The sequence below is a fragment of the Pantoea anthophila genome (genome assembly GCF_006494375.1).
GTDB classification, from domain to species: domain Bacteria; phylum Pseudomonadota; class Gammaproteobacteria; order Enterobacterales; family Enterobacteriaceae; genus Pantoea; species Pantoea anthophila.
This window is the reverse complement of the sequence record NZ_VHIZ01000038.1, coordinates 52,905-65,093: the sequence shown is the minus strand read 5'-3', so window position 1 is coordinate 65,093 and position 12,189 is coordinate 52,905. Positions and strand designations below refer to the sequence as shown.

General features: G+C 53.2%; 12 protein-coding genes. 8 read left to right on the top strand and 4 right to left on the bottom strand.

The features are described 5' to 3' along the window. The first annotated feature begins 7 nt into the window (after nt 1-7). Together FJW00_RS09310 and FJW00_RS09305 are read left to right on the top strand one after the other, a co-directional pair. The gene (locus tag FJW00_RS09310; RefSeq protein WP_111209100.1) at nt 8-1,426 is read left to right on the top strand and encodes a DASS family sodium-coupled anion symporter; all 1,419 of its coding nucleotides are present in this window, start codon (nt 8-10) and stop codon (nt 1,424-1,426) included. A gap of 23 nt (nt 1,427-1,449) precedes the next feature. After that, nucleotides 1,450-2,481, top strand: a complete 1,032-nt coding sequence (locus FJW00_RS09305) for a hydroxyacid dehydrogenase (protein WP_058958376.1) — start codon at nt 1,450-1,452, stop codon at nt 2,479-2,481. A gap of 245 nt (nt 2,482-2,726) precedes the next feature. Here the strand turns inward: FJW00_RS09305 and FJW00_RS09300 are convergent, their stop codons facing one another. The 3 genes from FJW00_RS09300 to FJW00_RS09290 form a co-directional block, all read right to left on the bottom strand. Continuing rightward, nucleotides 2,727-3,272, bottom strand: coding sequence for a chorismate mutase (locus tag FJW00_RS09300; protein ID WP_140029842.1), 546 nt, complete (start codon nt 3,270-3,272; stop codon nt 2,727-2,729). Between the two features lie 310 nt (nt 3,273-3,582). Continuing rightward, complete coding sequence (locus tag FJW00_RS09295; protein ID WP_046103058.1) at nt 3,583-4,749, bottom strand: zinc-dependent alcohol dehydrogenase; 1,167 nt, start codon at nt 4,747-4,749, stop codon at nt 3,583-3,585. After that, nucleotides 4,750-5,283 carry an SRPBCC family protein gene (locus FJW00_RS09290; RefSeq protein WP_140923780.1) on the bottom strand — a complete coding sequence of 178 codons (534 nt, stop codon included), beginning with the start codon at nt 5,281-5,283 and terminating at the stop codon, nt 4,750-4,752. 229 nt (nt 5,284-5,512) lie between these two features. Between FJW00_RS09290 and FJW00_RS09285 the strand changes: the two genes are divergently transcribed. Continuing rightward, on the top strand, nt 5,513-5,752 hold the full coding sequence (locus FJW00_RS09285) for a hypothetical protein (protein WP_058958373.1): 240 nt from the start codon (nt 5,513-5,515) through the stop codon (nt 5,750-5,752). A gap of 2 nt (nt 5,753-5,754) precedes the next feature. Here FJW00_RS09285 and FJW00_RS09280 read toward each other — a convergent pair whose 3' ends face one another. Beyond that, complete coding sequence (locus FJW00_RS09280; RefSeq protein WP_140923778.1) at nt 5,755-6,666, bottom strand: N-acetyltransferase; 912 nt, start codon at nt 6,664-6,666, stop codon at nt 5,755-5,757. Nucleotides 6,667-7,081: 415 nt separating this feature from the next. Here FJW00_RS09280 and FJW00_RS09275 point away from each other — a divergent pair, with 415 nt between their 5' ends. From FJW00_RS09275 to FJW00_RS09255, 5 genes are all read left to right on the top strand, one after another. Continuing rightward, entirely contained in the window at nt 7,082-7,291 is a 210-nt protein-coding gene (locus tag FJW00_RS09275) for a hypothetical protein (protein WP_058958532.1), read from the top strand. Nucleotides 7,292-7,879: 588 nt separating this feature from the next. Next, the gene (locus FJW00_RS09270) at nt 7,880-8,833 is read left to right on the top strand and encodes a hydroxyacid dehydrogenase (protein WP_140923777.1); all 954 of its coding nucleotides are present in this window, start codon (nt 7,880-7,882) and stop codon (nt 8,831-8,833) included. Nucleotides 8,834-8,843: 10 nt separating this feature from the next. Then, entirely contained in the window at nt 8,844-9,542 is a 699-nt protein-coding gene (locus tag FJW00_RS09265; RefSeq protein ID WP_140923775.1) for an RraA family protein, read from the top strand. A gap of 70 nt (nt 9,543-9,612) precedes the next feature. Next, complete coding sequence (locus FJW00_RS09260) at nt 9,613-11,010, top strand: DASS family sodium-coupled anion symporter (RefSeq protein WP_140923772.1); 1,398 nt, start codon at nt 9,613-9,615, stop codon at nt 11,008-11,010. A gap of 12 nt (nt 11,011-11,022) precedes the next feature. Then, nucleotides 11,023-12,186, top strand: a complete 1,164-nt coding sequence (locus FJW00_RS09255; protein ID WP_058957577.1) for a metallo-dependent hydrolase — start codon at nt 11,023-11,025, stop codon at nt 12,184-12,186. The last annotated feature ends 3 nt before the right edge of the window (nt 12,187-12,189 follow it).

Here is a 12,189-nt window from a genome sequence, read left to right as displayed (position 1 = left end):
ACGAAAAATGAAAAGCAAGATAACAAAGCTTATTCCGGTCGTTATTTTCCCTGCGTTATTCTGGACGCTACCCTGTCCTGACGGACTGGATATTAATACATGGCATATGGCGGGCTTATGCCTTGCGCTGATGTGTGGACTCATTCTGAAGCCGTTTTCCGAGCCCATTATCAGCCTGATTATCGTAGGGCTTGGGGCTTTTTTCGTGAAAGATCCCAACGCGCTTTTTTACGGATGGGGACAACAGAACGTCTGGTTTATCCTGGCCGTGTTACTGGCTTGCAGCGCATTCAGAAAAAATGGGCTGGGTAAACGCATGGCATACATTTTACTTTCTAAATTCGGCAACACCTCCTTTGGCCGTTCGTCGCTTGGCCTGGGTTATGTCATGCTGATATGCGATCTGATATTGAGCCCGGCAACGGGATCTAATACATCACGGTCTGCGATTGTCTTCCCGATTTTCAGGGGCTTATCGGAAGCGCTGGATTCCCATCCCGACAAAAATCCCCGAAAACTGGGCGCATATCTTGAGCTCTTACAGCACGTCGTTACCATGTCAACAGCGGCGCTGTTTTTAACCGGAATGGCATCCAATGCCGTGATTGCATCGACGATAAACAATGTCGTTGGGATTGAATTGACGTGGGCGCTGTGGTTCAAAGCCGCTCTGGTCCCCGGTTTACTGATCCTTTTTCTCAGCCCCATTGTGGTCTACAAGTTATTCCCACCCGAAATGCGTGACCTGGGAAATATAAAACCCATCGTTCTGCAAAAGATTGCGGAAATGGGCCCCATGAAGCGGGATGAAAAGGTCATGTTTGTGCTTTTTATCTGTGCCATTCTGGGATGGAGTATTGGCTATAAGATTGGCATGGGACTCTATATTGTTGCCTTTATCTGGTTAGCGCTGGAGCTGGTGTTTGGATTGTTAAACTGGGATGACCTGATGGCTGAAAAAGGCGCCTGGAACATGTTTACCTGGTTTGGTGCTTTTTACAGTCTAACCGTGGCGTTAAATGATGGCGGATTCTATACCTGGATTGCGTCACAGCTTCAGCTGTATCTGAATCTTAACGCGATTAGCGGCTCTCTGGTTCTGGTGATTCTGGTATTACTCAGTCTGGTCGTGAAATATTTTTTTGTTTCGAACTCCGCTTATATCGTTTCCATATATCCAGTGGTGCTGACCTTAGCCAAAGCGACCCAGGTCAATATGATGGCCCTGTCGTTGATGCTGGTCTTCTTTGGCGCATACGGTGCTTTGCTTTGTAATTACGGAAACGGGGCAAGTATTTATTTATACGGGAACGGCTATGTCAGCCAAAAGGACTGGTATACAAAAGGCACGATAATACTCATCCTTATTTCTTTAGTGCTCTTTACTGTCGGTCTTCCCTACTGGAAATTGATAGGCATACTGTAATCTATAAATAACGAGGTTTTATTATGGGATGGAAAGTGCTTTTGCCACAGGAATTGAAACAGGATGGACGACTTCTGCTTGAACGGCAGGGGCATACGTTGATTGACGGGCGTGGCTTTGAAACCGACGACGTGATTGCAGACATGCAGTTACACCAGCCGGATGCCATCATTGTTCGTGTGACCAAAATGTCTCGCAAAGTGTTTGAGGCGGCAGCACCGAATTTAAAAGTCCTCGTCCGGCATGGTGCCGGGTTTGATGCGGTTGATTTGAAGGCTGCTGATGACTTTGGCGTCAAATGCCTCTATGCGCCTGTTGCGAACAGTACATCCGTTGCGGAGACGGCGTTGTTACTCATGCTTTATATGAGCCGCAATGTCAGCCGTCTTCGTGCAATGCTGCCGGTCGACTACTATGCGGCAAAATTAAAAACGCCGATGACAACCTTAAACGGCAAAACCGTGGGGATCATCGGGTGCGGAAACATAGGCAGCCGGACCGCTAAACGTTGTCTGGCGATGGAAATGAACGTGCTTTGTTACGACCCTTACAAGCCTGCTAAAGATTTTCCTGATGGGGTTGAGGTTGTAAGAGACCTGGAGAGAATTTTTACGGAGAGTGATTACGTCTCACTGCACGCCCCCGATACCTCAGTGACGCATAATATGATTAACAAAGAAAAGTTAGCCATGATGAAACCGGGTGCTTTTCTGATCAATACCGCGCGCGGTGGGTTGGTCAATGAAGACGATCTGGTTGAAGCCTGTAAAAATGGCATCATCGCTGGCGCAGGACTGGATGTCATTGCTCATGAGCCGATGCACCCGGATAACCCTCTGGCGGCACTGGATAATGTGCTCATCACCCCGCACGTGGGAGGCAATACGGCTGAAGCCGCCATCCGGGCTTCTTACATGGCTGCTATGGGGGTTGCCGAGATGTATGAAGGTAAGGCCCCCACCTGGCCCATTCCAGTGATTGATTACCAGATTGCGCGGACTTACGCTGATACAAAAGAGAGTCATAAAATTCCCGCCGGGATGTTTGATTATTAATTCACTCCTGCACTGATCATCGATCCTGGCATTGCTAACACTCTGCATAAGAGCCTGTCGGACAACAGGCTCTTATGCCTGCATTGATGTAAACGCATCCTTTCAGCATTTGCCGCTATTCTTCAGAGTGAAAAGTCACAACAGGGCTGTTGCCTGTAACGTTCTCACTTATGACCGGTGACGCACCCTCAGATTCCCCCTTTTGATGGCAGAACGTTCTGCAGGGTCTGCGTGACGCCCTCCGCCTAATGCCTGCGCTGAATGCGGGAAAGGGAGGTCACGAGGCTGTTTTTGTCCGCCTCACTGAGGTGGGGGGCCGCGAGCTGCGAGAGCAGCCAGCCCTTGTCGGCGTCTGCCAGGGTGCCTGCCATCAGCCGCTGACTGATCGCCGTCAGTAACTGTGTATCCAGCCGTTGTATCTGCTGCCGGGTCTCTGCCAGATCCGGAACAGCCTGCAGGCTATCCGGCGTGGAAAGCCAGTCAGCCCGATAGCGATACTGAATGGCTTTACTGGCATTCATCAGGGCGTGAATAAAAGGTTCCACCGATTCCGGCTCAAGTCCTTCCTGCTGCGCATTGTGCAGCATGTTCTCCAGTACCACCTGCTCCCGGGGCAGATCCTCCACGGGTAAATGATGCTGCGCTTTATAACCTGCCACGGCTTTCATGACCTGCATACGTTCATTCAGGGCGGTTGAAATGGCCCCGAGTGAGACGGAAGAGACCGACCCGGCGAAAACGTTGCTGCACATAAAGAGTGAAGAGAAAAAAATCGCTACAAACTGCGTCATTTGCCTGCTCCATGAGTGAAAAGTGGCACTAATTTATGCATGAAACGATAACGTAGTGTGATTAATATTTTTACAAAATGTGAATAATGGCGGTACCGGCAACATTCAGGCAGGTTATTCATTTAACATCGTTTTTTGGCTTTCAGGTTCATAAAAAATTCATATGATCCTGCCATCCTGATAGGTCGGTCCCCGCTCTGCTCAGGGGGAACGGGCTGCCATAAAAGGATAATCTGACGTTGAGGTAAGCGCGGGGGACAAAGAGAAAAGGGCGGCTCAGCCGCCCGGATCGGTCAGGGGCATCCTGTTCTCAGGGAACAAAGACGGCACGAACACAGCCATCTTCTTTATGCTTAAACATCTCATAGCCGCGCGGCGCTTCTTCCAGCGGGAAGCGATGCGTCGCCATAAACGCCGGGTTGAGTTCATTCTGCGCGACATGTTCCAGCAGCCTGTGCATATAGCGTTGCCCGTGCTGCTGGGCGGTGCGGATGGTCAGACTCTTGTTGATCATCAGCCCCAGCGGAAACTTATCCATCACGCCATACACGCCCAGGATAGCGATGTTGCCGCCTTTGCGGCAGCTGTAGAGTGCCTGACGCAGGGCGGCCCCCACATCCGTTTCAAGATGCAGCATCTGTTTCGTCTTGTCGTAGACCTGACTTAAGCCTTCCCCCCTGGCCTCCATGCCGACCGCATCGATACAGCTGTCCGGGCCGCGGCCGCCGGTCAGTTCCAGCAGGGCTTCGTGGATATCGACCGAGGTGTAATCCAGCGCGATGCTGCCTGCAAAGTCCCGCGCCATCGCCAGCCGCTCAGGATAGCGATCGATACCGATGACCTGATGTGCTCCCATCAGCCAGGCACTCTGCTGAGCCATCAGGCCGACGCCGCCACAGCCCCAGACCACCACCGTGTCACCCGGATGGATGTTGCAGAAATCGGCACCCATGTAGCCGGTGGGTGTCGCATCGGAGAGGAACAGCGCCTGCTCATCGGTGACACCGTCGGGAACGACAAAGCAGTCATTGTCGGCAAAGGGGACGCGGACATACTCCGCATGCGAGCCCGCATAGCCGCCAAAAGCATGGCTGTAAGCGTAAATTCCGCCGGTCGGATGGCCCAGCGCCGTCTCCCCTTTTTCCCACTGCGGATGTGTGTTGTCACAGCAGGAGGGGAGCTGTTGCTGGCAATACCAGCAGGAGCCGCAGGAGATGAAGGAGGGGACGACCACCCGGTCACCGCGGCGGATATTTTTCACCGCGCTGCCGACCTCGACGACCTCGCCCATAAATTCATGGCCCAGGATATCTCCCTCGCGCATCGTCGGGATCAGACCGTCAATGACGTGGAGATCGGAGCCACAGGTTGTGGTAAGCCTGACCCGTATGATGGCATCGTGAGGGTTAATCAGACCGGGATCGGCTACCGTTTCAACGCTGAGATCGTTGACGCCATTCCAGCAGAGTGCGCGCATCTATTTCTCCTTATCCTTACGGCTGGCATGGCGGCCCGCAGGCTGCCCCTCCAGCGTGGGAATTTCACCGGTTTCAGCCAGGCTCTTGAAGCGATGTAACGCTTTGCTGGCCACCTCTTTCGGCAGCAGATCGAATAACGTGGTCACCTTTTTCCCCAGTGCCCCGCCCGGCGGGGTGAACTGCAGCGTCAGGGCCAGTTCGGTCCCCCATTCACCCGGCGCGGGGCGAAAACGCAGTTCACCTTCGTTAGGAATGTCCGCGCCGTCCAGCGAACGCCAGGCGATGACTTCGCCCGGCTGCGCTTCAACAATCCGGCTTTCCCAGCGGTAATGCCTGCCGAGAGGCCCTTCAACCTGCCACTGTGCATCGCTTTTATTCACCGGTGTCACGCTGGCGAAGTGGCTCATAATCCGGGGCAGGGTATCCGGCTCAAGCCACAAGGCAAAAAGCTCGGTTGCGGGAAGGCCGATCGTTATCCAGCGCCGGAGCGTGAGGGTATTGTCACTGGTCGTTGTCTCAGATGTGGTTGTCAAAACGTCCTCCGGGAGTTCTCAGTGGAACGGGATTACAGGATTTGAGTTAAGGACAGTGCGGGGGATTCTGCGAGCGAAGCCGCGTCAGTCAGATCAAAGCTGCAATCTCAGAAAGAGGTCAGGATGCCTGCCGGATAGCCAGTGCAGAGACGCACTCTGGCATTCCGGAACAGAGACCTGGCGCCGCCGGGAGGGACATTTACAGCAGCAAAAAGAGGGAGATAGGGCCGTGAGTAACCTGTTTTCCGCGAACAAAAACGTCGCGGAATATGTGAGAAAGCTGGAGAAGCAGGCAGCCAGCCGCTCAGAAGCGAACTGGCATGAAGGACTGAAAATTAGCACCAAAAGCGCGCTGGAAAAAATCAATGCGGCTTATGAGGCTAACCTGATCGGTGCTGAAGAGAGCCTGAGTCTGAAGCAGCGGGTTTACCGGGTGCAGGATAAGCTGATTGCGCTCGCCTTGTGGTGACCTCAGCCGATCAGACCGCCTGTGCGTAAATCGGCGGGGGTAAAAAACTGATACTTCAGCACGCAGCGTCGTCCGGCATTGAAGGCCGTTCGTAAAGAAGGAAGGTTGCCTGGCAGAATCGTGCCGGTCAGCAGCGCGCGCTCGCCATGGTGCAGATGAAGCTGCCGCAGCAAAAGCCGCTGCGCGCTCGCGGCAAGCCCCCGGCCCTGACAGGCAGGGATAATGACTTCATCCATAATCTGGAAGCCTTCAATAAACGCCGTTTGCCGTGGCACACAAATAATCAGTCCAGCCATCCTCTCCTGCCAGACAATCAGACGGACGTGCCCGTCAGCGATATCATCACGCAACTCCTGCCTGCTGGTAGCCTGTAACTGATCGCGGAGATGCGGCAGGGTCTGCCTGCTGACGCGATAGGCATGATGGATCGCCGCGAGACAGGCGGGAAAATCGCGCCGGCTGGCGGTGACCAGAGACAGTTCGCCTGTGACAGGTTCCGGCAGCGAAGCGGGATCGCTGAGAAAAAGCAGCTGGTCAGTAAAGCCGATTTCAGCGTGAGTCACAGGCAACAGGACCCGCAGCCTGAGCGGATTCAGCACCTGCCACGCCCGCATGATGGCGTCAGCCGCCGCAAAATCCAGCGCGCCATCACGTGCGATGACATCAATGAAGGGCTGAGCCAGGTCTCCTCCCAGATAGCGCGGCCCGGTGAGATAGCGCTGGCCGTTTATCGTCAGTTCCCGCTGCAAAAAGGTGTGCTGGGGCAGGCCGGTTTCACGCCAGGGAAACGCGGCGGAAAAGTGATGATCGTGGCAGCGACTCTGCTCCCGGGCCAGCCAGCGGGCAAGCCAGGCGCTGAGACAGTCCGACGAGACAGGAACAGTACGGTAGAGCGACACCATATAATCCAGCATAAGAGTCCTTATTGCCTGCCGTAAGGGAACGTCTGAGCCGTGCCGGTTCGCAGAGAAGGCTGCTGAGAGTGTAACGATATGCTCTGTTTTTGACCATCCCGACAGCATCGGTGACGCTCTGCCCGAGCGGGCGCGCATCTGAAGCCGGAACGGCAGGCCAAAAAAATGCGCGGATGAGCGTGTTATCTGTGCTGTCGTCAATCGCGACAAGGGGCGTCTATTCACATCCGGCCCTGTTATGTCTGCATCGTCAAATTAATTGATGCAATAAGGCGGGTTTGCCCAAAAAAATACTTTGTTTTATCTTTTACGTAAATATTACAGATTCAGATAATCGGCGGGCGGATCCTGCATTATGCTTTAAAGGCTATTCCATAATTATAAAGAGTGCCTTTTTTACACAGCAGGGGGTTCCATGGTTCATATTGATTTATGCACCAAAGAGGGCGTGATGAAAGCTTATGCTTTTCAGACGCCCATGCAGGCGATGAGCCTGGTAGAGAAAATAAAAGATGATGAGTTTCAGTGGTTTAATCTTGAGTGGGACGGGCAGCGTTTTACCTGTCCCTACCATTTTATTAAAAGACTCAGCAGCCGTTCTTATATTAAGTCATTCTGGCGTTAACGTAACCTGATTGATGACGTTATCACGCTCTCGCCAGCCAGTACCGTTCATCTGTATCTGAAAAAATGATGGGTGGGGCAGAAATAGCCCCATCCAATTTTTCAATGAAGCGCCTGTCATCAGTGCTCAAAAAAGTTGAACGGAATGAAAATTTTTATCTGTCACCTCTGAGCGCAACCCGGAACGAAAAAAACCTTTCCTTTTTCATTATTGCAGGAAAAAGAGATCTTTATTTCTTTCCTGTTGTCGGTGGTCAGGAAATAACATTAACAGCGTTATAATTTATCCCTTCATTAATCTGATATACCTTCTTTTAACCAGTCAGAAAAAACAAGAAAATTTAATTAACCTGCTATTAACGTAGTGGTTATTTCATATTGAAATTTTTTCTTTTCACTCTGAAATGTGCTTATTTTTCCATTGCGCAGGGTGAGACTGTTGTCACTCTTTTAAAGCGGCGTGTCAGCTAACATTAAAATAAAAAAATATTATTTTTCATGATCTTATTTATTTCCTGTTGGCTGTCTTTTTCATTCTGGCATGACCTCTGCAACAGCCGGGGAAAGAAACCACAAGGGAGTACCTTAAATGAGCTATAAAATTCTGCTTCCGCAGGAGATCATGAAGGAAGGGCGGGACTATCTGGAGAGTCGTGGCTACGAACTCATTACCGGTTCCGGCATGGAAGAGGAGGATATCATTCGCGATATCCCTGACTGTGACGGAATTATTGTTCGACTTTCAAAAATGTCTGAGCGCGTATTTGCCGCAGCAAAAAAATTAAAAGTGGTTGCCCGCCATGGCGCAGGCTATGACACCGTTGACTTAGAGGCGGCAAAACGCCACGGCGTCACGGTGCTTAATGCGCCTGTCGCCAACAGTATGTCCGTGGCTGAACTGGCGCTTTTTTTCATGCTGCACTGCTCACGTAACTTCCGTCTCGTCGAAGAGAAGATGCTGGAAGATTATTACCGGGCAAAACTGCGCACGCCAAAAGTTGAGCTGGACGGGAAAACCCTCGGCCTTATCGGCGTCGGCAATATTGGTTCACGCGTAGCCATGAAGGCGCTGCATGGCTTCAACATGAAAGTCATTGCTTTTGACCCCTACAAAACAGCTGCTCAGGTGCCGGACGGTGTTGAGTTAACTCAGGATTTTGACCGGATTTTCCGGGAGAGTGATTTTGTTTCGCTGCACTGCCCGGCGACAGAAGAGACCTTTGACTTTGTCGGTGAAAAGCAGTTTTCACTGATGAAGCCAGAGGCTTACTTCATCAATACCGCACGCGGCAAGCTGGTCGATGAAAAAGCGCTGTATCACGCGCTGTCGACCTCTCAGATTGCCGGAGCCGGGCTGGATGTCCTGAAGAAAGAGCCGTTCGATCCCGCCAATCCCATTTTTGCACTGAGTAACGTCGTAATTGCCCCCCATATTGGTGCCGCCACGAAAGAGGCCACGGACCGTGCCTCGCTGCATTCCGCCATCGGCATTGATGAAGTGTTATCGGGCAAAAAACCATCCTGGCCGGTGCCGGGCTTTTAAGGAGAAGCGTATGTCTATTGGTAACCGTATTTTCACACAGCGTCCCGCTTTTGACGTGGCGTTACTCGAAGCCTATCAGCAGCTGCCTGTGGCCAACATTGCTGACACCATGAACCGGATTGCTGTACTCGGTAACGGCATCAGGCGGATCTCTTCACCGGTGAAACCTGTCATGGCGGGCTATGCCATAACCGTGAAGGCGCGCGCCGGTGACAATCTGATGCTGCATGCGGCGCTGGATATGGCAACAGAAAACGATGTCATTGTGGTCTCTAACGAAGGCGATCGGTCCCGTGCGCTGATGGGGGAGATCATGATCGCTTACGCTCACTACGATCGCAAAATTGCCGGCATCGTGCTGGATGGGCCTGTCCGGGATATTGATGCCCTCTCGGTGCTCGATTTCCCCATCTTCGCCACGGGTTCAAACCCCGCCGGTCCGTTTAAAGAGGGACCGGGAGAGGTCAATACCCCCATCGCCGTCGGCGGTGTTGCGGTGTGTCCGGGGGATTTGATCTTGGGCGATGCGGACGGAGTGATTGTCGTCCCGCTGAACGATGCCGCGGCGCTGCTCGAAAAAGCGACGGAATACGCCAGTTTTGACGCCGGTAAAGTTGCCGCAGCGAAGCGTGGCACCGCGAACCGTGCATGGGTCAGAAAAGCATTAGATGAAAAAGGCGTTGAGTTCATCGACGACGTTTACCGCTAATTCTTACGAATAATGAAAAGCCGCGTCCCGGCGTCCCGGTGCGCGGCTGCTAAGCTGAGGTAATATCATCATGCTTTATCTGAAGCTCTTACCCATCCTTTTTTTCCCCGTTCTGTTCTGGATGATCCCGCCCCCGGAAAGCCTCTCCGCCCAGACCTGGCACTTAGTCGGTATCTATCTGGCGATGCTGTGCGGTCTGGTTCTGCGTCCGTTCACCGACGCCGTGATTATGCTGATTATTCTGGGCTTCGCGTCACTGTTCATTGCGCCTGGCCCGCTGTTTGCCGGATTTGGCAGCCCGATGGTCTGGTTTATCATCAGTGCCTTTATCATCTGCAAAGCCTTCGTGATCACCGGCTTAGGTAAGCGTATCGCTTACCTGCTGCTTCAGCGCTATGGCAAAAATACGCTGACACTGGGTTACCTGATGATGGTAACCGACACGGTGCTGGCACCGGCCACAGGCTCAAACATGTCGCGTTCCGGCGGCATCACCTATCCCATTTTCCGCAACATCGCCGAAGCACTGGGTTCAACGCCCGATAAGGGCAGTCGCAGGATTGGCGCTTATCTCACGATTCTGATGTATGTTGTCTCGATGGGCACCTCCAGCCTGTTCCTGACCGGGATGGCGACCAACTCGATCACCGTCTCGCTGGCGAATGAGATCATGAATGTGAATCTCAGCTGGATGGTCTGGTTTAAGGCTGCCATCCTGCCGGCGGGTCTGGTGCTGCTGGCAGCCCCCTGGCTCCTCTATAAACTCTATGCGCCTGAACTGAAGAGCATCGATAACGTCAATGACATTGCCGTTCAGGGATTGCACGAGCTGGGCCCGGTAAAGCGTGAAGAGAAACTGCTGATGGTCTTCTTTGTGCTGGGTATTCTCGGCTGGATGACCGGCTCTTTAACGGGGATCCCCTTCATTCCGGTGGGGCTGGCATTCCTGGCCTGTCTGCTGCTGTTCGGCGTACTGAACTGGAACGATGTAGCCAGTGAAAAATCGGCCTGGCAGACCTTTGTCTGGTACGGTGCGTTTTACGGTTGTGCGGTCGCGCTCTCTAAAGGCGGTTTCTATGTCTTTCTGGTCGACGTGATCAAAAACTATCTGGACCTGTCGCAACTCAGCGAAATCAGTGCCCTTGGCGTACTGGTTTTTATCAGCCTCGCGGTGCGTTACTTCTTCGTTTCTAACAGTGCCTTTGTGGTCTCTTTCTATCCGGTGTTATTCACGCTGGGCATGACCACGCAGGCCCACCCGATGTACATCGCACTGTCACTGGCCTTCTCTGCCGGGTATGGCGCACTCCTGACCCATTACGGCAACGGCGCGGGTGTCTTCACCTTCTCAAGTGGGTATGTCCCGCAAAAAACCTTCTGGTTACTGGGTAGCGCCATGGTGCTGGTCAACGTGCTGGTCTTTTTTCTGATAGGGATCCCCTACTGGAAAATGATCGGTATTGGATAAAGGAAAAGCAAAATGAAACTGGATATTCTGATTAAAAATGGCCGGGTAGTGGACCCGGAACGCGCCATCTTCCTTGACCAGAGCGTTGGGGTGGCAGGCAACCGTATCGTCGATCTGCAGTCGGTTGACAACCCGGAGGCGGAGACCGTTATCGACGCGGCGGGCTGCCTGGTGCTGCCGGGCCTGATTGACTTTCATGCCCACGTTTTTCATGGGGGCACAGCTATCAGCGTTAACCCCGATGTGATCGGCCTGCCCAATGGCGTGACCGGGGTGGTGGATGCGGGCAGCAGCGGCTGGGTGAACTACGGGCTGTTCCGTAACAGCGTCATCAACACGGCGCAGACGCGGATAAAAAGCTATCTGAACGTCGTCAATGTCGGCCTCTCCACGCTGGGCGGCGGGCCGACCGGGTATCTGGAGAATACCAACCCGGCCAACTTCAACGTGGAAAAGATTGCCCGGACGGTAAATGAACATCGCGACAATATTCTCGGTCTGAAGCTGCGTTACAGCCAGGATATCGCCAGAGGACGTCACTTCAGTGGCGATCCCTTCTTCGCCACCGTGGAACTGGCCCGCGAGCTGAACACCGGGCTGTGCGTGCATGTGACAGATTCGCGTCTGCCCGCCGATGAACTGATTACGCATTTTCAGGCTGATGATATCTTCGCGCACTGTTTCCACGGCACCGGCCATGCCATCCTGCAGGCCAACGGCGAGCTCTTTCCGGACATCAAAGCGGCCAGGGATCGCGGCGTCATTTTCGACTGTTCGAATGGTGTGGCGCACTTCGACTTTGCCGTGGCGCGGAAGGCGATGGAGCAGGGGTTTAATCCGGACATCATCAGCACCGATCTGACCCTGCGAAATAGCCTGCGCACCGATAAGGTCTTCAGTCTGCCCTTTATCATGTCCAAGTATCTGAACATGGGAATGTCACTGTTCGATGTGGTTCGCGCCGTCACCACCACGCCTGCACGCCTGATGAAGATGCAGGGCGAGGCAGGCACGCTGGCTTCCGGCGCCTTTGCCGATATCGCTATCGTGAAACTGCGGCAGGAGAAAGTGGTGTTTGAAGACACCCGGGGTGAACGCTTAACGGGCGATCACTATCTCGACAACTGTGCGACCATCAGCAATGGACAGATTGTCTATCGTCGCCAGCGTTTCTGATTG

What these genes read in the sequence shown, in the direction of transcription:
- FJW00_RS09305 (WP_058958376.1), top strand. Translation starts at nt 1,450, where the DNA reads ATGGGATGGAAAGTGCTTTTGCCACAGGAATTGAAACAGGATGGACGA.
- FJW00_RS09295 (WP_046103058.1), bottom strand. Translation starts at nt 4,749, where the DNA reads ATGCGCGCACTCTGCTGGAATGGCGTCAACGATCTCAGCGTTGAAACG.
- FJW00_RS09270 (WP_140923777.1), top strand. Translation starts at nt 7,880, where the DNA reads ATGAGCTATAAAATTCTGCTTCCGCAGGAGATCATGAAGGAAGGGCGG.
- FJW00_RS09280 (WP_140923778.1), bottom strand. Translation starts at nt 6,666, where the DNA reads ATGCTGGATTATATGGTGTCGCTCTACCGTACTGTTCCTGTCTCGTCG.
- FJW00_RS09300 (WP_140029842.1), bottom strand. Translation starts at nt 3,272, where the DNA reads ATGACGCAGTTTGTAGCGATTTTTTTCTCTTCACTCTTTATGTGCAGC.
- FJW00_RS09260 (WP_140923772.1), top strand. Translation starts at nt 9,613, where the DNA reads ATGCTTTATCTGAAGCTCTTACCCATCCTTTTTTTCCCCGTTCTGTTC.
- FJW00_RS09255 (WP_058957577.1), top strand. Translation starts at nt 11,023, where the DNA reads ATGAAACTGGATATTCTGATTAAAAATGGCCGGGTAGTGGACCCGGAA.
- FJW00_RS09265 (WP_140923775.1), top strand. Translation starts at nt 8,844, where the DNA reads ATGTCTATTGGTAACCGTATTTTCACACAGCGTCCCGCTTTTGACGTG.
- FJW00_RS09275 (WP_058958532.1), top strand. Translation starts at nt 7,082, where the DNA reads ATGGTTCATATTGATTTATGCACCAAAGAGGGCGTGATGAAAGCTTAT.
- FJW00_RS09310 (WP_111209100.1), top strand. Translation starts at nt 8, where the DNA reads ATGAAAAGCAAGATAACAAAGCTTATTCCGGTCGTTATTTTCCCTGCG.